Below are 15,198 nucleotides of genomic sequence, written 5' to 3'. Positions count from 1 at the left end.
GCTCGATCGCTTCGACCGCCAACGCGATCGCATCGATGGTCGCCCCAGCCGCCGCCATGTTCCTGATGAGCGCGGAGAAGGTCACGCAGCAGCAGCCTCGGTACGCAGCTTCTCAGCGTGCGCCATGATGCGCTTGGCCTGCCGGTCGAGAGCATCAGCCGCCGAGCGCAGATCGTCATCGCTGACGCCGCGCTCTGCGGAGAACTTCGCGCGCAGGCTGCGAGGCTGAATGCCAAGTGCCTCCGCCAACTCCGACTGACCGCCGAGCATCGTCGCTGCAGTGGTGAGACCCATCATTCGCGCGACGCTGAATGTGGAAGAATGAGCCGCTTTTGCGGCGCAGGTCGCCGCCTCAGTCATTACGCACCGACCGCATGAGCTCTAAGATCGTGGCCCAGCCCAGCCATTCGAACGCAATGTACCAGCCATCGCCTGGACGACCCACCGTCATCGACTGACCGCTGATGCGGCCAATCTCGGCACGGGGAAGGAAGCGGAGTACCATGTTCACGGTCATTCTCCCTGCTTGAGAGCAGCGCGACGCGTCTGTTCATTCGCGATCAGCTCTTCGATGACGGCGGTCGGGGTGATCGCGGTCACCGGCCACCGGTGAAAGTCAGAGGGACGCACCCGCGCGAACTGGTCGGATTGCAACTGCCGAATGACCGCGCGGATCATGGGTGCGTCGTAGGGGGTCACAGCATCCCCGTTGCGTTGCCGACGAGGCTGTAGGCCGGGCCGGTGGGGCGGGTGTCGGGAACAGTGGTGAGCTTTGCGCCGTTGCGAACCCGCTCCATCTGCTGTTCGAACGTCAAAGGTTCAGCCTGCTTCACTGCGGCCTGCGGAGCTGCGGCCTTCTTGGCTCGCGCGACCTCAGCGGCAATCATCTCCTTGCGCTCGGGAAGGCAATAGCCGGCTCGCTTCAAAAGCTGGTTCATCGGCCAGTATTCCTCCGGGCACCAAGCCAGATGCCGGCGACGCAACGTATCCCCGATCTTCTGACGCGCCTCCTCGGTCTGTCCCAGTGCGAGATTGGCCCGTCCGTACGTTCGGCCGATCTCCTGAAGGCGCTCCAGATGAAGGGGATTGGCGACCCGGTTGGCCGCTCCACGCTTCGAGCCAGCGCGATGCCGGGCCTTGTATCCTTCATCCTGGACTTTTGCCGCCAAGCGCTCCCGCCTCTTTTCATTGAGGGCGGGATCGGTGCTAAAGCGACGGACGCAGCAAGGGCGGCACCGCCCGGAGCGGTTCTTCGCGGTGATCGAGCAACCGCAATCGGAGCACGCCCGGTTCACCGGCGCCGCCCATCGCGGCAGAAGCCGCACAGGCCACCGACCAAGCGGGGCATGTCGTCACCGCACTTCTGGCACTCGCCAGGTGTACCGATCGCAACCGGCTGGCGGGCAGCGGCAAGGCTGGCGCGCAGGTGCAGGTCATTGACCTCCTGCGCCACGTCGACCGCGTCAGCCACGGGACATCAGCCGAGCCACAGCGTCGTTCCACGCGGGACCGAGCGCTGGAATGATAACCGGGTAAGCCGGGCGCGAGTCTGCCTTCGGTCCTACGGCCTTCTCCGCAGGCCCAGTGCCTATCAGTTGCATTGATCATACTCCGATGCGGGTCAGACCTGCGGTTATCTCAGGTGTGGTCGGGTAGCCGCAGAGCGTCGGCCCGGCGACGCATCCGCAAGCGGTCGATGTGGTTGGAAAGAGCTTCGATTTCGGGCCACATGTCTTCCAGCTCGGCATCGTCGACGACGCCGTCTTCCAGAGCAGCGGCCTTCTTTGCGATCAGTGCACCGAGCACCCGCAGGGAGCTGCGATCCTCGGGCTGAGAAGGGGCGCTCAGGGGCGCAAGGCGCATACCCACTAGAGCCAACGCCTCATTGGCGAAGCGGCCGTCCCATTCACGGCAGCCAAACAGAAACGACACCGCGCCCATGTCACCCATGCCGCCCGCGTAAGCCGCCGCCCGGTCGGAACTCTTGCCGAGAACCCGGCCCATGTCCGACCAGGTCGCCCCATCGGCTTCCTTGATTGCAGCCAGGCTCTCGCCGAGCGTCTCAAGCAGCAAACTCGCGGGAACGGTGCGGTAGCTTGGGTGGATGTGCGGGTTCGTCACAGCGTACCTCTATGAGCATGGACACCGCCGACCTGCATCTCGCTCCCAAAGCTGTACGTCTCGCCGTCGCGCGAGCGATCGTCGAAAAACTCGCCGGCCACGGCTGCAACGTGGCCGGCGAAGGGGACCAAAGGGAGGACCGCCGATGCGTCGGGAGAAAGCACATCGGCGCTTGCGCGGGAGGTCAGCCCGCGAAGCTCGCAGTCATCAGCAAGGCATTGGAAGATCTCAGGATGCCAGCGACCAGCGCCGCAGCGGGCGCAGGTGGTCATGCCGCCACCTGATCAGGCTGGCTGCGGAACGCGGTCATGAACGAGCGCACTCGCTGTTCAGTCTCAGGCCACACCCGCCGGCCTGCTCTTAGATCACGGACGAAGTGCGGATCACGCATCGCCTGCCGCCCAAACGACACTGGAGTTACCCCATGCTTTTCGAGGAAAGCGTCGATGTCGGTGAGCAAGGCTTTCGTCATGAAGAGTGCAATATCGTAGGGTGCGCCCTACGGTCAAGCGCGAAAAGTAGGGCAAACCCTAGCCTTTCAGTCCTGAGCGACGTGTGGGACACGACCTACATGGCCGATGACGACCGTTCCCCGCTTCAAATTGCGCTGGCCAATGCTATCGCTGCCTCTAATCGGACGCGCGACTCTTTTGATAGCGATCTTCAGAAAATACTCGGCACCACTGGTAAGCCGCTCTGGGATGTCGAGCGCGGCAAGGTGAAGCGACCGAGCCCCAAGGTGCTGCGGGCTATGGAAACCGTTCTAGCCTTTCCAGACGAGACGTTGGTCGAGATGGTGCACCCGCGCGAGGGCGGCAGCCCGCCAGTAAAAATAGAGCAACCGCGACAAGGCGCGCCAAGGCAGCGGCCTGAACAGTCCGATCAGCCTCGAATGAAGTCCGTAGACAGCGGAGAAACCGCACCGGTGACGCGCCTAGACCTGTCCTACTCCATGGGGCCAGGCGCAGATCTCGACTCCAGCTATGTCGACGGCGAGGCGTTCGAGTTCGACATCGGCTTCCTTCGCAGCATGACCGTCACGCCGCCTGATCGCATAAGGATCGTAGACGGCATCGGGGACTCAATGCAGCCCACCCTGCACGATCGCGACCTGCTCTTCATCGACGTCAACCAGCGCGACCTGAACGCCCAGGATCGTATCTGGGCTATCTGGCTGTTTGGACTAGGCGCGGTGAAGCGGTTGCGCGCCGTAGGGCCGGACCGAGTGCTGGTGATCAGCGATAACCCGGATGTCGATAATCAGGAAGTCAGTCGCACTGACATCCTGATTCACGGGCGGGTAATCGGCTCTATAAAAAGGCACTAAAATGCTTTGCGATGCAATCCTTGCACCCGTCCATATCCGCCTCGCTCACGCCGGTTAAAATTCATGACCATTCTAAAAAAATTGGCGGCGTTAGAGTCTCAAAATAGGCTATTGCGCTATATACCTCATATGGATCCTGATGAGGCGGCCAAAAGAGTCTTCCTGATGTCGGCAAAGCATATGCGTTGGTTAACATCTCCTGAAGGCACTACGAAGAGCAGGGTTTATAGATCAAGAGTAAGGGCGGCTATTGGAGAGTATGTTAAAGGTGAGGCCGTTCTAGATAATAATCAAACCTTAAAAAAACTACAACCGCCTGGTCTTGACGTTTGGGTTTACAAAATAACCTTTACACCACACGCAAGAATAATTGGCTTTTTTGTGGATTACGATAAATTCATTGGGCTTGAGAGGAAGTTTAGGCACGAACTGGAAGGTGATGCCTATGACGAAGCGCGTGATAGAGCGGTTGATCGATGGAATTTCCTGTTCAAAGACAGCAGGCCTCATAGCGGGCATTCACTTTTCCATTGCATCAGCAATGTGAGGTTAGAGCAATGACGGGCACGGAAATTAAAATTCCCGACGACGAGTTGCTAGATCGCTGGCATGCTTTTCAACTAAAAACTTGGAGGCAGCTTCAGAAGATTATCGAAGGAGCGAAAAGCCGGGGACTTGATGAGCAATACATCGCCGAAAGGCTTGGTATAGATGTAGAGCAGGTTAATAATATTCTTTCCGGGGAAAGTGCTGTTAGTATACGAGTAATGCACAATCTTGCGCGCGCGATAAACTTTAGGCCAGAAATGAATTTTATTGACTTAAACAAAGTTGTAAAAGCGAACTACTATTCAGACGCCTTTTCAGAGAAACCGATAAGACTTGTGAAAATGCGAAAAGCTGGCGCGGTTAAGGTGGCTAACGGCACCCTTACTGGCATGCTGGACAAGAAAGTTGAAGTGAAATGCTAAGCATGTTCAAAATCGGCAATGCCGTTCTTTGTGAGTATGTAACAGAATCGCGAGACAATCAGCATACCCTTGTCAATGTGATGTCTGGTAATATTGGTGTTGCTGGATTTCCTTGCGATTTGAGTGTGTCGGTATATTTCGAGATAATGATAAAGGGTCCCGCAGAGCTGCCCCCGACTAGAGTCGAAGTTGAGGTTGACGGAGTTGTCGTTGGGGTCATGCCGTTAGAAGGCGCTCAAATTGGACCCTATTCTACAGCAGTAGTTGGGGTGGTCCCTCATGGCACCTTCAAGTTTGGGGAGCCGGGTCAATTTGGTTTCTACCTAACAAGTGACGGGTATGAAAGAACATTAATTCTATCCCGGGAAATTAGGCAAGACGAGTAATTGAGAGAAGTAGCCTGAACATGTCGCTCATGGATCACGTCTAAAATTAGGAATTTAGACAATACGCTGCGGCAGGATGTGAAACATCCTATTCTCATTCATTAAGTAAAACTACCTTGGTAGCAAGCAGCTAAGCAGCCATATCAGAATATGGGTATTCGAAAAGGTGTCTAACCTAACCTTGTGTCATGGTTGATGAGGTCGCGGTCGCTTGCAATAGTGGGCATCACCTATCCCAACAAGAGCGGACCAACACGCCGCTTTGAGTTGCAATTATGCGCTCCCGGCGAGGTGGTCGAGCTGAGACCTGAACCCAAGAACCCTTACGACGAACACGCGATCGCCGTGTTCTCCTGCCGTGGTGTGCAGCTCGGCTACCTGCCCTCAGAGCGCGCCGTCTTCATCGGAACCCTGACCCGCCAGGGGCATACCGTTAAAGCCATCTTCCAAGGCCTCACTCAGACAGTGGGGTGGGTGCGAGTCGCGTTTGATGGTGAGGAACCGGCTTTACCGGCACCAACTCAACGAGCAACGATTGCTGATGACTGCGGCTTTTGGCCAGACGACCTTGGAGGAGAGTGGGGGGCATGAGATGGTTTTATGCTGGCCAGTTTACAGTGTGCTTGCCTCTGCTCGTCTTAGCTGGCTGCAATCCAAGGGATAAACCTGTGGTGCAGTGTGAAGGCGTTCTCAAGGCCATGCTCAAAGCTCCCGCTAGCTATCATTTGGTGGAAAGCCTGGTAGGCTCAGCCAAGTCAAACGGAACACAAGACGTCTTTATCACCTATGACGCCGTGAACAGCTATAATGCGCCTCTCCGGGAGAGGTTTTGGTGCATCTACGATTTGCATACTGGAACCGCTAAAAGTGCGGACGCTGGGGTCGGGGTGGCCCCAGACAATGTGGGCATAGAGCAGCCCGTACCTCCGATTGATAAGCCGGCTGTGCGAAACGCTAAGTCCAAAAATTCATCGCCAAGCCTGAAGAGCGGGCCGCAGTCATACGAGGATGAGGTGCCCGTTTGCGATCGACCCGACTCTCCCGAGAAATTCGCCTTGATGAATGAACTCGGGGTAGGGTGCGGAGGAGAATAAAATAGGGCACGCCCTACTTTTAGGTTGACGTAGTAGGGCGCACCCTACATAAAACCTCCATAGCCGCACGAAGCGGCATGGAGGCTCACACCGATGCTCCAGCATCTCCACAGCGCATTGCAGGCGGCAGCCGAGAAGCGCCGCGCATTTCAGGCTATGTCGCCGTCTGAGAAGACGGAACTGCTGTTCGCGATTGCCGCCGGCCGGGTGCGTCTGTGATGCGCGCCGCGTCGCTGCCCCGGTCGGCATTCCAGACCCGCAAGCCGCCGCGCGCCGGCCGTCCGGCATGGAAATGCGCCGGCGATTTTAGGCGCTGGCTTCGTAAGCTGCCGTGCATCCGCTGCGGGCATATCGGCGACCAGGCAAACCCGACCGTGGCGGCTCACGTCGACCATGCGGGCGGGAAAGGCACCTCGACCAAAGTCGCCGACCGCTACTGCATCCCTCTGTGCGATAGCTGCCACAAGCAGCAGCACGCGCTTGGGTGGCGGAGTTTCGAACAGGGGCTGCCGGGGCATGATGCTGTGGCAATCTCAGAAACATTTTGGTCGAAATGGCCGGAGCGCGGCGCGTGGGAGCGTGATCTTGCTTCGCGCGGCGAGGCGGTGCGCTGATGGTCGCCGCTGCCCCCCGCATCGTCTCCGGCCCGGTCGATCCCGATCTGGAAGCCGTGCTGCCGGAACTGGCCTACGCCGCCGGGCGCATCCGTCAGTTGGAAAGCATCATCAGGCTGCCCGAGCAGCGCTATAGCCAGCGGTCGGCGATGATCGCTGAGCGGTCAGACCTATTCGCGATGTTCGAAGAGAAGGCCGCGAAGCTCAACCTGCCTGGAGAGAAGCCGGGCAGGGCGTTGCTCCTGATGGTCGAGGAAGCTGATCGGCTTTCGCGTCTGAACCGCGGTAAGCGCAAGCCGACCTTGGCGCAGGTGCTGCTCGGCCTGCGCGCGATCGCCGACGCTGCTGAGCGTCATGCCACGGAAGCAGAGGTTGATCTGATCGCAGCCCGCTATGTCGAGTTGGAGGCGCGTCGTCGCCTTGAGGCCGGTAGGGGCGCGGTCGCCTACCTGGAGGCCTGCCGGTGACCCAGGCTGCCGCATTCATCGCCGAGGATCGCCTAATCCATGGCCGCGTGTACCTCGGTCGCCGGCCGGACACCATCCGCTGGACGCCGTCCAAGCCTCTCCCCTGGTGGGCTGCCATCTGGGAGGAAGGTCGCCGCTTCACTGCGCAGCAGGAACAGGCGCTGATCGCCCTGGGCCGCGACCCGGTAACGGCACCGGCAATGGAGGTGGTCCGCGAGATCGACCTCTATGCCGACGAAGCCGGGGGCGTCCTGCGCATTGGTCAACCTCGCCCGGTCTATGCCTTCGACTGCCCGGTGATCGGGAAGGGCGCGGCCGGCAAGGTCCGGGTCATCGGTCCTAACGGCAAGCCTCGCGACGTCCAGCCTGACGGTTGGGCCAATCCACCCCATCCCAAGCCCTATCGGGGAGCCCTGTGATGCATATCCTCATGCACGTCACTGGCGTCGCTTGCCTGGCATTCATGGCCGGAGCCGGCTTCTACGCCATTTGGAGCACCATCGAGCCGCGGCGCGCGCAAATCGCAGTCGCCATCGCTCCGCTGATGCGCTCGTCCATCAACGTCTACCGTGCGCGCTTCGACAGCAGCCGTCGCAAAGTCGCCGCCGCAATCGCGATGATCTGGCGGGTGGCCGCCTCTCTCTATCGTGGAGGCTTCGCATGAAGCGGGACAAACTTGCAGCCGCTGTCGCCGAGGCCGAGCGCTTCATTGCCCGCGCCAAGGCTCTGCCGGACGCGCAGCCATACGAGCGTCATGGTCATAGCTTCACCCACGACAATTTCCCTCGCGAGCGGGGCGCGATCCGCCGGGCCAGCATGGACCTGACGCGTGCGCTCGCTGACCTTCGGAGGCCCGCATGACCGACACGACCACCGATGCCGCAGAGGCGCGGGCGCGGGAGGTGCGAGAGATTGATCGCATCGGGACGTTGCTACTGAACGAATGGAAGCGGGTCGACCCGAGCAGCGGCGTCGCCCTGCACCCGACATCGTATATCGCCAACTTTGCCGACATGGCGCGCGTCGTGATTGCCGACCGTCTCGCCACCGCCGAAGCCGCGAGCGGGGCGGGGGAGCGGGAGTGGCGCGGCCACTACGAGGCAATGGCGGATGCCGCTGGCGCTTTGAAGGACGCTATTCGCCCGCAACTGGACGCGATGCAGTTCGCGGATCACGTCGAGGTGCGCAAGGCGTTCAACGACATCGCAGTTGTGGCCGGGCGAGCGTTGGACACCAGTCAGGCCCTCGCCTCCCTCCCGCCCGCGACTGACCCCGCGATGGTGGAGCGGATCGCGCGTCTACTCTGTCAGCAACACGGTGCTGATCCAGAGGCCACCGCAACAGAGGAACATGATTGCTGGGAGGGGCAGCTTTGGACGGTGTTTCAGGACGATGCTCGCAGCATCCTAGCCCTCGCAGCCGCCCCGACCATCCCAGCTACGGGGGAGGCTGAAGCATGAAGCCGTTCCGCTGGGAGGCTGACTGCCTCGCTGACGATCCGTTCGCCGGTGACTTTGGCAACGGCGAGGTCGCGCTGTCTGACAAGATGGTCACGAACCGTGGGGGCGGCACCTGCCATACCTGTGCAGGCCCATGCGAGCCGGGCACCCGCAATCGCGTGCTGACCGAGCGCGGCGATGATGGGCTTGAGACCTTCCGCTGGTGTCAGCCCTGTTGTTTCGCGATGGCCGTCTACGACCGCCGCCCGAGCATTGGTGACGCCCGATTTGCCCTTGGCGAGCAACGTCGGAGGGCCGCCGCATGACCCCGCCAGACCCCCAGCAGGTAGCCGAGATCGCGGGGCGCTTGAGCAAGGCGCAGCGGGAGTGGATCGCTAGCGTTGATCCGTTTGCGTGGGTGATCGACAACGAAAGCATCCCTGCCGATCTGCTTTTTCGATCCGGCTACATGGGCTTCCACGGTTGGGTAGCAACGTGTCGCCTCAGCCCAATTGGCTGCCTCGTCCGCAACTTCATCAAAGGAAACCACCATGACTGATCTGATGGAGCTGGCCTCGCGCGTGGAGGCGGGGGACATAACCGCAGCCGCCAAGCTGTTTGCAGCTGCGATCGAGCATATGAGCGAGGGCTACGATTGGGACGGCCATGACTTGCAGGTAGCCTGCAAGAAAGCCGGCCTGACTTACGAGCGCCCTTACGACCCAGAGACTGATGAGGGGATAGATGCCGACGATGGCGACATCGTCTGGATTCCGACTGAAGCGGGTAAACGGTTGCTCGCTCTCGCCCGCGCCCACCAAGGAACCGCCCATGTCGAACAGTGAGATGGTGCAGCCGACGCAGGGGGAGCTCGTATGGAAGAACGACCCGCCCAACGGCGAGTTCTTCGGCATGACGCGCCTGCTCGTCTCCGGAAGCCATTGGATCCACTCAATCGGGGCAGGGCCTGAGGTCGAGGCCGAAGTTCTGCAGAAGATGAAGGAGGCCCAGCGTGGGTAGCATCGCACCAGACTGGCCCCGGCTCATGAAGCGGTCGACCGCCTCGCGGTACTGCGACCTGGCGCCGGCAAAGTTCCTGGCGGAGGTTGCTGCAGGTCGCCTGCCGCTGCCGGTTCGTATTGGCGGCGAGGATCACTGGGACCGGGCCGCGATCGACGACGACATCAGCCGGCTGTCCGGCCATGCGTCTGACTGGCGAAAGGATCAGCCGGGCCTTGCTGCCTAAGTACGTCAAGCGCGTCCGCTCCAAAGGCAGGACCTACTACTATTTCGACACCGGCAAGACGGTGGACGGCAAGAAGGTCTATACGCGCCTGCCCGATCTGCGTGACGCCGGCTTTGGCGGCAGCTACGCGGCCCTGATGGGCCATCGGAACCGCGGGCGAACGCCTGACCTGCTGCGCGTCCCGGCGCTGATCGAGCGGTATCAACGGTCGCCCAAGTATGCCGAGCTCTCCGAAGCGACGCACAAGGTCTACGGCATCTACCTGCAGCGATTGGCGAAGGGGCTGCCCACCGCACCTGCAGGGGACGTGCGCCGCGGCGACATGATGCGGCTGCTCGACAAGATGGCCGCCACGCCTGGCGCGTACAACGCCATGCTGCGCGCGTGCGGGGCAATGTTTTCGTGGGCTAAGGCGAATGAGCTGATCCCCGCCAACCCCTGCGATGCCATCCCGACCCTGAAGATGGGCGAGCACGAGCCATGGCCAATCTCGGTCCTGCAGGCAGCATTATCGGCCGACGATGTCACGGTGCGGCTGCTGACCCACATGCTCTACTACACGGCGCAGCGGATCGGCGACGTGGTCCGGATGACCTGGACCGACCTTGAAGGCGGCCGGGTGCGGATCAAGACCGGCAAGACCAAGGCGCTGCTCGACATGCCGCAGCCTGCAGCGTTGCGCGAGATCCTGGCAGCGACGCCGCGGACCAGCGTCGTGGTTTGCACGCTCGAGGGCAAGCCGCTCGATGAGGCCACAGCGCGCACGATCCTGCAGAACTTCACCGCCAAGCTGGGCACCAAGACGGTTCCGCACGGGCTGCGCAAGAACGCCATCAACGCGCTTCTGGAAGCCGGCTGCACCGTCGCCCAGACCGCCGCAATTTCGAAGCAGAGCCTGCAGATGGTCGAGCACTACGCCCGCCGTCGCGACCAGGCGCAGCTTGCCGATGCCGCCGTATATCGGTGGGAGAACGCAACGCGCCCATACAAAACAGTGGAAAACGGAGGCTAGAAATGGCAGAAAACCTTATGTTCGACTTAACTGTCAATTAATTCGACAAGATCGAGCATCTCCAGCAGGGCGACGCGGGCGCCTTCGACCTGCGTGACCAAGGCCGGATCGCCGATCGCGTCGGCGGCGATCCGTTCGGGCCAGTGGCGCTCGACGACCGAAGCGATGCGGTCAAGCCGCGCGTCGTCGACCAGGAAGCGCGGGTCGATCGTCGCCGGATCGGCGACGACGCGCAGGCGCAGACAGGCGGGGCCGCCCCCGTTGGCCATGGATTCGCGGACATCGACCACCTCCAGGCGGCGGATCGGGCCGTTGCCGGCGACATGATCCTGCAACCAGCGCCAGACCGAAAGCGTGGCGCGTGCCTCTCCGGGCAGGATCAGCGTCGGGCCATCGGCGGTGGAGACGAGCTGCGCGTTGAACAGATAGGAGGAAATGGCCTCGGCGAGACTGACCGCGGCGGCGGGCACCTCGACGATCTCGACCTCGGGCATGGCCGCGCGCACCTGCGCATAGGTGCCGGCGGGATCGGCGAAGGCCTGTTCATGGGTGAAGAGGACGCGTTCGTTGGCGACCGCGACCACGTCGTTGTGGAAGGCGCCGGCGGCGATCGCGTCCTCCGACTGTTCGACGAAGAGCGTACGGGCGGGATCGAGGCCGTGCGCGCGGGCGATGGCTTCGCTCGCGGTGCGATGCTGGCGGGCGGGAAAGCCGCCGCCGCTGCGGCCATAGACGAAGATTTCGAGCCCCGGCGCATCATGCCCGGCGCAGAGCCGCATATGGTTGGCCGCGCCCTCGTCGCCGAACGGGGCGGGGACGGGACCGTGGACTGCGAAGGTCGGGTCGGCAAAGGCCAGGCGGAGCTGCGCCAGCGTCGCCGGCCATTCATGGCTGCGATGCGGCATCGTCACCAGATTGGCAACGGTCAGGTGACAGCGGCCGTCCCGCGTATCGGGCGCGGGCGAGACGGTGGCGGCATTGGCGGCCCACATCGCCGAGGCGGACAGCGCCTGCGCACGCAGATGCGGCGCGGCGCCGGCATAATTGGTCGACAGCGATGCCAGCCACGGGTGATCGGGGCGGGGATGGGGCGGCAGGATGCCCTGGGCCAGCCCCAGCGCCAGGTTGGCACGCATCTTCGCGATGCCCTGGAGCGCGGCGGCGCGGGGATGGGCGGTCGCGCCGGCATTGCGGGTGGCGGCCAGATTGCCGGGGCTGAGACCGGCATAATTATGGCTGGGACCGATGAGCCCGTCGAAATTGATCTCGCGCAACATCACCACCGCCCCACATGCCGGACCTGCTCGTCCTCGCCGACGCCCAGGGCGCGGGCGCAATCGGCGGACAGGACGATGCCGTCCGCCGCCTCGCGCACCAGGCCGAACGCGCAACGGAAGTCGCCCAGCCGACCGACCGACACCAGGCTCTCGACTCCGCCGTCGCGGTCGATCGCGACGATCCGGGCCGTGCGTGCCTCGCGGATCGAGCGGACATGGTCGGTTCGGGCGGTCATGGTCGGGCCGCCGTCGAAGATGTCGAGGTAATTCTCGTAGGCGAAGCCTTCATGCTCCAGCATCCGCATCGCCGCCCGGCCATTGGGATGCGGCAGGCCGATCGCGGCGCGCGCGCCCTCGGACAGCATGGCAGTGTAGATCGGGTGTTTGGGCATCAGGTCGGCGATGAACTGGTGGCCGTTGATCGCATTGAACTGATCGGCATCCTGGAAATTCATCCCGAAGAATCGCCCGGCCAGCCCGTCCCAGAAGGGCGACCCGCCCGCCTCGTCGATGATCCCGCGCAGCTCGGCGAGGATGCGATCGGCGAAGCGGGGACGGTGGCTGGCGATGAAGAGATAGCGCGACCGGGCCAGCAGCAGCCCCAGCCCGCCGGCGCGCTCGCCGGGATGGAGGAACAGGCCGCCGACCTCACTCGACCCCTCCAGGTCGGTGGCGAGCGACAGCATCTCGGCGCGGAAGGTGCGGCCCAGTTCGCGACTGTGCTGGGTCAGCGTGCCCAGGCGATAGCTGTAGAAGGGATGGTGCTGGCCTACCTGGGTGAAGAGCTGGCTAGTGCCGCGCACCTCGCCCGTCTCGACATTCTCCAGCATCAGCACGAACGCCTCATCGGACAGGCTGTCCTCGTCGCGGCCGAAGGCGGCATGGCTGCGGTCCAGCTTGGCGCGCAGCGCCCGGCGGTCGGGCGGCAGGTTGGTGAAGCCGCCGCCGGTCAGCTTGGCCATTTCATAGAGATGCTGGAGATCGTCGTCGGTCGCCGCCCGGATACGAAACGTCACGCCAGTCCTTCCTCTGCGAGCCGCAGGATGGTGAGCGCCGACAGGCCGGCGCGTTCGGCCAGGCTGTCGACCAGCAGATATTCGTCCGGCGAATGGATCGCGCCGCCGCGCACGCCCATCGTATCGATCACCGGCACGCCGGCCGCCGCGATATTGTTGCCATCGCACACGCCGCCGGTGTCGCGCCGGGCGATAGCGAGGCCCAGATCGGCGCCGCAGCGCTCGACCAGCGCGAACAGCCGGGCGGCGCCATCATCCACCGGCTTGGGCGGGCGGTTGAAGCTGCCATGCACGGCGACCTGCACGTCGTGATCGGCGCGGATAGCGGCAGCGGCCCCGTCGAGCGCGGCCTGGGCGGCGGCGATCGCGCCGGCATGGCGCGGGCGGAAATTCACGCGCAGGATGGCGAGGTCGGGCACGACATTGTTCGGGCCGCCGCCATCGATCCGCGCCGGATTGACGGTCAGCCCCGGCACCGCCGCCGCCGCCAGCCGCACTGCCAGGGCGGCGGCGGCGACCAGCGCGTTGCGACCCTCCTCGGGATTGCGGCCGGCATGGGCGCTGCGTCCGCGCACCACGATCGAGAAATTGCCGGTGCCGCCGCGCGCCCCGGCCAGGGTGCCGTCGGGCAGGGCGGGTTCATAGGTGAGCGCGGCGAGCTTGCCGCGCGCGCATCGCTCGATCAGCGCACGCGAGGCAAGCGACCCGGTTTCCTCGTCGGAGTTGATCAGCACGTCGTAGCCGATCGCCACCCCGGCCGCCTCGACGGCGGTCAGCGCGGCGAGCAGCACAGCAAGCCCGCCCTTCATATCGGCAACGCCGGGACCGACCAGCTCGCCGGGCGCGCGCCATGACAGCGCCTGGAAGGGATGGTCGACCGGATAGACCGTGTCCATATGGCCGGTGAACAGCAGCCGCCGGTCCGCCGCGGGGCGGACGGAGAGCAGCAGGTGACGGCCATGATCGATCGGAGTGGCGACGCCGTCCCCGCCCACCGTCTCCACCGGCTCCGGCGCGACCAGCGCGATGTCGCCGGGCAGCACGGCGAAGGCGTCGGCAAGCAAGTCCGCCATGGTCGCGAGCCCGGCGAGATTGCGCGTACCGCTGTTGACCGACGCCCAGTGTTCCACCTGCGCCAGCATCGGCGCGTCGCCCGCGCGTTCCACTATCGACCGTTCCCGGCCCCCATGTCCCCTCATCCCGCCGGTGTAGCCGTAACCGGGGTGCGCGCGCAAATCCCGCGCCCGGCGTCGGATCAGAAGGCGTAGACCAGCGAGGCGCGGGTGATCGTATCGGTGGTCTGGCGGCCGGCGGGCGGCTGGCTTTCATACTGGAAATTATAGGAAAGCGCGGCGGACAACGGCCCCATCAGCTTGGCGTTGACCGCCGTGGTGCCGTTCACCGTGCTGTTGTACTTCTGGACATAGGCCGAGGCATTTTGGGTCAGCGACAGGCCGCTCAGGATGCGCCAGCGGAAATCGACCGAGCCACGGCCGGCGAGACTCGACTCGACCTTGTCGTCGGTGAACTCGGTATGGCGGAAACCCGGTCCGAGCTCGACGTCGAGTTGCAGGTTGCTGCGCTTGATCGCACTGTACCCCAGGCCCGTCGAAGCGGAGAGACGGTTGTAATAGCCCAGGAACCGGTCGCTCTCATATTGTGAGGCGCCATAGACATAGGCACGCTCGCCGAACTTGTAGTTGGGTTCGTAGGACAGAAGATAGTGTTCGCGCGTGGTGACGCCCAGGCTCTCCTGGAAATCGGCTTGAGCGCGAAACTTGTGACGCCATTGCAGCCCCTCGCGCGAGGCGTCGAGGATGATGCTCCCGCCCTTGGTTTCCGAATTGCCGGTGGTGATGAAGCCGCCCAGCTCGGCGCGGCCCTTCCACAGGTTGAGAAAGCCGGCCTGGCGGATGACCTGCCGTCGCTGCGCCTCACGATCGTCGCGCCATTTCTGCGCGATCGCCAGCACCGCGTCGCCGCTCATCGGATCGGCGGCGCGGGCATATTTGACGATGGTCGACACTTCGCCGTCGTTGCCCGATTCGATCGCGGCATCCAGCATCGCCCGGATATTCTCCGGGATCATCTGCCCGCCCGCCGACAGGCCGCCATCGGCCTGGGCGGGAGCGGGTGAGGGCGGGGCGGGCGCGGCGACAGCCGGCACGGGGGCCGCCGGCACGGTCACCGACGCCAGGGCGGAAAACAGGACAGCAAACACGACCCGT

The 15,198-nt window shown here is 63.3% G+C and carries 29 protein-coding genes; 17 read left to right on the top strand and 12 right to left on the bottom strand.

All coding sequences use genetic code 11. The annotated features are described in order from the left end of the window. Positions 1-81: 81 nt before the first annotated feature. The 8 genes from GGQ96_RS13780 to GGQ96_RS13745 all read right to left on the bottom strand — a co-directional run bounded on the left by GGQ96_RS13780 (position 82) and on the right by GGQ96_RS13745 (position 2,593). Positions 82-360 (bottom strand): hypothetical protein, encoded by a 279-nt coding sequence (locus GGQ96_RS13780; RefSeq protein WP_184115699.1) that lies wholly within the window; start codon positions 358-360, stop codon positions 82-84. Continuing rightward, positions 353-517 carry a hypothetical protein gene (locus GGQ96_RS13775; protein WP_184115697.1) on the bottom strand — a complete coding sequence of 55 codons (165 nt, stop codon included), beginning with the start codon at positions 515-517 and terminating at the stop codon, positions 353-355. Before GGQ96_RS13775 ends, GGQ96_RS13780 begins: the two co-directional genes overlap by 8 nt. Continuing rightward, a complete protein-coding gene (locus GGQ96_RS13770) occupies positions 514-678 on the bottom strand; it encodes a hypothetical protein (protein ID WP_184115695.1) in 165 nt (54 codons plus the stop codon). The genes GGQ96_RS13775 and GGQ96_RS13770 overlap by 4 nt, the downstream gene beginning before the upstream one ends. A 17-nt stretch (positions 679-695) precedes the next feature. Then, entirely contained in the window at positions 696-1,169 is a 474-nt protein-coding gene (locus tag GGQ96_RS13765; RefSeq protein WP_184115693.1) for a hypothetical protein, read from the bottom strand. A gap of 122 nt (positions 1,170-1,291) precedes the next feature. After that, complete coding sequence (locus GGQ96_RS13760) at positions 1,292-1,471, bottom strand: conjugal transfer protein TraR (RefSeq protein ID WP_184115691.1); 180 nt, start codon at positions 1,469-1,471, stop codon at positions 1,292-1,294. A gap of 167 nt (positions 1,472-1,638) precedes the next feature. Next, a complete protein-coding gene (locus GGQ96_RS13755) occupies positions 1,639-2,121 on the bottom strand; it encodes a hypothetical protein (RefSeq protein WP_184115689.1) in 483 nt (160 codons plus the stop codon). Beyond that, positions 2,118-2,393, bottom strand: a complete 276-nt coding sequence (locus GGQ96_RS13750; protein ID WP_184115687.1) for a hypothetical protein — start codon at positions 2,391-2,393, stop codon at positions 2,118-2,120. The genes GGQ96_RS13755 and GGQ96_RS13750 overlap by 4 nt, the downstream gene beginning before the upstream one ends. Then, positions 2,390-2,593, bottom strand: a complete 204-nt coding sequence (locus GGQ96_RS13745; protein WP_184115685.1) for a hypothetical protein — start codon at positions 2,591-2,593, stop codon at positions 2,390-2,392. Before GGQ96_RS13745 ends, GGQ96_RS13750 begins: the two co-directional genes overlap by 4 nt. Before the next feature lie 99 nt (positions 2,594-2,692). On the opposite strand from GGQ96_RS13745, the gene GGQ96_RS13740 reads away from it, so the two are divergent. The 17 genes from GGQ96_RS13740 (at position 2,693) to GGQ96_RS13665 (ending at position 10,677) form a co-directional block, all read left to right on the top strand. Beyond that, positions 2,693-3,448, top strand: a complete 756-nt coding sequence (locus GGQ96_RS13740) for a S24 family peptidase (protein ID WP_184115683.1) — start codon at positions 2,693-2,695, stop codon at positions 3,446-3,448. A 63-nt stretch (positions 3,449-3,511) separates the two neighbouring features. Next, a complete protein-coding gene (locus tag GGQ96_RS13735; RefSeq protein WP_184115681.1) occupies positions 3,512-4,009 on the top strand; it encodes a hypothetical protein in 498 nt (165 codons plus the stop codon). Then, positions 4,006-4,419, top strand: a complete 414-nt coding sequence (locus tag GGQ96_RS13730) for a helix-turn-helix domain-containing protein (RefSeq protein WP_184115679.1) — start codon at positions 4,006-4,008, stop codon at positions 4,417-4,419. The genes GGQ96_RS13735 and GGQ96_RS13730 overlap by 4 nt, the downstream gene beginning before the upstream one ends. A 605-nt stretch (positions 4,420-5,024) precedes the next feature. Further along, entirely contained in the window at positions 5,025-5,396 is a 372-nt protein-coding gene (locus tag GGQ96_RS13725) for an HIRAN domain-containing protein (RefSeq protein WP_343059059.1), read from the top strand. A 596-nt stretch (positions 5,397-5,992) separates the two neighbouring features. Continuing rightward, on the top strand, positions 5,993-6,118 hold the full coding sequence (locus GGQ96_RS21690) for a hypothetical protein (protein WP_281392664.1): 126 nt from the start codon (positions 5,993-5,995) through the stop codon (positions 6,116-6,118). Next, positions 6,118-6,513, top strand: a complete 396-nt coding sequence (locus GGQ96_RS13720) for a DUF968 domain-containing protein (protein ID WP_184115675.1) — start codon at positions 6,118-6,120, stop codon at positions 6,511-6,513. Before GGQ96_RS21690 ends, GGQ96_RS13720 begins: the two co-directional genes overlap by 1 nt. Next, positions 6,513-6,980: a hypothetical protein gene (locus tag GGQ96_RS13715; RefSeq protein WP_184115673.1), complete on the top strand. Its 468-nt coding sequence runs from the start codon at positions 6,513-6,515 to the stop codon at positions 6,978-6,980. Before GGQ96_RS13720 ends, GGQ96_RS13715 begins: the two co-directional genes overlap by 1 nt. Then, entirely contained in the window at positions 6,977-7,399 is a 423-nt protein-coding gene (locus GGQ96_RS13710) for a hypothetical protein (RefSeq protein ID WP_184115671.1), read from the top strand. Before GGQ96_RS13715 ends, GGQ96_RS13710 begins: the two co-directional genes overlap by 4 nt. Continuing rightward, positions 7,399-7,644, top strand: coding sequence for a hypothetical protein (locus GGQ96_RS13705; RefSeq protein ID WP_184115669.1), 246 nt, complete (start codon positions 7,399-7,401; stop codon positions 7,642-7,644). The genes GGQ96_RS13710 and GGQ96_RS13705 overlap by 1 nt, the downstream gene beginning before the upstream one ends. After that, positions 7,641-7,841, top strand: a complete 201-nt coding sequence (locus tag GGQ96_RS13700) for a hypothetical protein (RefSeq protein WP_184115667.1) — start codon at positions 7,641-7,643, stop codon at positions 7,839-7,841. Before GGQ96_RS13705 ends, GGQ96_RS13700 begins: the two co-directional genes overlap by 4 nt. Further along, positions 7,838-8,440, top strand: coding sequence for a hypothetical protein (locus tag GGQ96_RS13695; protein ID WP_184115665.1), 603 nt, complete (start codon positions 7,838-7,840; stop codon positions 8,438-8,440). The genes GGQ96_RS13700 and GGQ96_RS13695 overlap by 4 nt, the downstream gene beginning before the upstream one ends. Further along, complete coding sequence (locus tag GGQ96_RS13690; protein ID WP_184115663.1) at positions 8,437-8,745, top strand: hypothetical protein; 309 nt, start codon at positions 8,437-8,439, stop codon at positions 8,743-8,745. Before GGQ96_RS13695 ends, GGQ96_RS13690 begins: the two co-directional genes overlap by 4 nt. Continuing rightward, a complete protein-coding gene (locus GGQ96_RS13685; protein ID WP_184115661.1) occupies positions 8,742-8,978 on the top strand; it encodes a hypothetical protein in 237 nt (78 codons plus the stop codon). The genes GGQ96_RS13690 and GGQ96_RS13685 overlap by 4 nt, the downstream gene beginning before the upstream one ends. Continuing rightward, positions 8,971-9,264, top strand: coding sequence for a hypothetical protein (locus GGQ96_RS13680; protein WP_184115659.1), 294 nt, complete (start codon positions 8,971-8,973; stop codon positions 9,262-9,264). Before GGQ96_RS13685 ends, GGQ96_RS13680 begins: the two co-directional genes overlap by 8 nt. After that, on the top strand, positions 9,251-9,439 hold the full coding sequence (locus GGQ96_RS13675; protein WP_184115658.1) for a hypothetical protein: 189 nt from the start codon (positions 9,251-9,253) through the stop codon (positions 9,437-9,439). Before GGQ96_RS13680 ends, GGQ96_RS13675 begins: the two co-directional genes overlap by 14 nt. Beyond that, positions 9,432-9,665 (top strand): hypothetical protein, encoded by a 234-nt coding sequence (locus GGQ96_RS13670; protein WP_184115656.1) that lies wholly within the window; start codon positions 9,432-9,434, stop codon positions 9,663-9,665. Before GGQ96_RS13675 ends, GGQ96_RS13670 begins: the two co-directional genes overlap by 8 nt. Then, positions 9,655-10,677 (top strand): site-specific integrase, encoded by a 1,023-nt coding sequence (locus tag GGQ96_RS13665; RefSeq protein WP_184115654.1) that lies wholly within the window; start codon positions 9,655-9,657, stop codon positions 10,675-10,677. The genes GGQ96_RS13670 and GGQ96_RS13665 overlap by 11 nt, the downstream gene beginning before the upstream one ends. Positions 10,678-10,703: 26 nt before the next feature. Here the strand turns inward: GGQ96_RS13665 and GGQ96_RS13660 are convergent, their stop codons facing one another. The 4 genes from GGQ96_RS13660 to GGQ96_RS13645 are packed head-to-tail and all read right to left on the bottom strand — an operon-like array spanning position 10,704 to position 15,191. Continuing rightward, on the bottom strand, positions 10,704-11,954 hold the full coding sequence (locus GGQ96_RS13660; protein WP_184115652.1) for an N-succinylarginine dihydrolase: 1,251 nt from the start codon (positions 11,952-11,954) through the stop codon (positions 10,704-10,706). Then, positions 11,954-12,970, bottom strand: a complete 1,017-nt coding sequence (locus GGQ96_RS13655; RefSeq protein WP_184115650.1) for an arginine N-succinyltransferase — start codon at positions 12,968-12,970, stop codon at positions 11,954-11,956. The genes GGQ96_RS13660 and GGQ96_RS13655 overlap by 1 nt, the downstream gene beginning before the upstream one ends. Further along, entirely contained in the window at positions 12,967-14,169 is a 1,203-nt protein-coding gene (locus GGQ96_RS13650) for a hydrolase (RefSeq protein ID WP_184115648.1), read from the bottom strand. Before GGQ96_RS13650 ends, GGQ96_RS13655 begins: the two co-directional genes overlap by 4 nt. A 56-nt stretch (positions 14,170-14,225) precedes the next feature. Then, positions 14,226-15,191, bottom strand: coding sequence for a DUF481 domain-containing protein (locus GGQ96_RS13645; RefSeq protein ID WP_343059058.1), 966 nt, complete (start codon positions 15,189-15,191; stop codon positions 14,226-14,228). Positions 15,192-15,198: the final 7 nt, after the last annotated feature.

This window comes from Sphingomonas abaci (assembly GCF_014199625.1).
Taxonomy (GTDB): Bacteria; Pseudomonadota; Alphaproteobacteria; order Sphingomonadales; family Sphingomonadaceae; genus Sphingomonas; species Sphingomonas abaci.
This window is presented reverse-complemented; position numbering and strand designations above follow the sequence as displayed.

Bases quoted from the DNA above. Each gene is read 5' to 3' on its own strand.
- GGQ96_RS13780 (WP_184115699.1), bottom strand. From the start codon at position 360: ATGACTGAGGCGGCGACCTGCGCCGCAAAAGCGGCTCATTCTTCCACA.
- GGQ96_RS13775 (WP_184115697.1), bottom strand. From the start codon at position 517: ATGACCGTGAACATGGTACTCCGCTTCCTTCCCCGTGCCGAGATTGGC.
- GGQ96_RS13770 (WP_184115695.1), bottom strand. From the start codon at position 678: ATGATCCGCGCGGTCATTCGGCAGTTGCAATCCGACCAGTTCGCGCGG.
- GGQ96_RS13750 (WP_184115687.1), bottom strand. From the start codon at position 2,393: ATGACCACCTGCGCCCGCTGCGGCGCTGGTCGCTGGCATCCTGAGATC.
- GGQ96_RS13745 (WP_184115685.1), bottom strand. From the start codon at position 2,593: ATGACGAAAGCCTTGCTCACCGACATCGACGCTTTCCTCGAAAAGCAT.
- GGQ96_RS13740 (WP_184115683.1), top strand. From the start codon at position 2,693: ATGGCCGATGACGACCGTTCCCCGCTTCAAATTGCGCTGGCCAATGCT.
- GGQ96_RS13735 (WP_184115681.1), top strand. From the start codon at position 3,512: ATGACCATTCTAAAAAAATTGGCGGCGTTAGAGTCTCAAAATAGGCTA.
- GGQ96_RS13730 (WP_184115679.1), top strand. From the start codon at position 4,006: ATGACGGGCACGGAAATTAAAATTCCCGACGACGAGTTGCTAGATCGC.
- GGQ96_RS21690 (WP_281392664.1), top strand. From the start codon at position 5,993: ATGCTCCAGCATCTCCACAGCGCATTGCAGGCGGCAGCCGAGAAGCGC.
- GGQ96_RS13720 (WP_184115675.1), top strand. From the start codon at position 6,118: ATGCGCGCCGCGTCGCTGCCCCGGTCGGCATTCCAGACCCGCAAGCCG.
- GGQ96_RS13715 (WP_184115673.1), top strand. From the start codon at position 6,513: ATGGTCGCCGCTGCCCCCCGCATCGTCTCCGGCCCGGTCGATCCCGAT.
- GGQ96_RS13705 (WP_184115669.1), top strand. From the start codon at position 7,399: ATGCATATCCTCATGCACGTCACTGGCGTCGCTTGCCTGGCATTCATG.
- GGQ96_RS13700 (WP_184115667.1), top strand. From the start codon at position 7,641: ATGAAGCGGGACAAACTTGCAGCCGCTGTCGCCGAGGCCGAGCGCTTC.
- GGQ96_RS13695 (WP_184115665.1), top strand. From the start codon at position 7,838: ATGACCGACACGACCACCGATGCCGCAGAGGCGCGGGCGCGGGAGGTG.
- GGQ96_RS13690 (WP_184115663.1), top strand. From the start codon at position 8,437: ATGAAGCCGTTCCGCTGGGAGGCTGACTGCCTCGCTGACGATCCGTTC.
- GGQ96_RS13685 (WP_184115661.1), top strand. From the start codon at position 8,742: ATGACCCCGCCAGACCCCCAGCAGGTAGCCGAGATCGCGGGGCGCTTG.
- GGQ96_RS13680 (WP_184115659.1), top strand. From the start codon at position 8,971: ATGACTGATCTGATGGAGCTGGCCTCGCGCGTGGAGGCGGGGGACATA.
- GGQ96_RS13675 (WP_184115658.1), top strand. From the start codon at position 9,251: ATGTCGAACAGTGAGATGGTGCAGCCGACGCAGGGGGAGCTCGTATGG.
- GGQ96_RS13660 (WP_184115652.1), bottom strand. From the start codon at position 11,954: ATGTTGCGCGAGATCAATTTCGACGGGCTCATCGGTCCCAGCCATAAT.
- GGQ96_RS13650 (WP_184115648.1), bottom strand. From the start codon at position 14,169: ATGAGGGGACATGGGGGCCGGGAACGGTCGATAGTGGAACGCGCGGGC.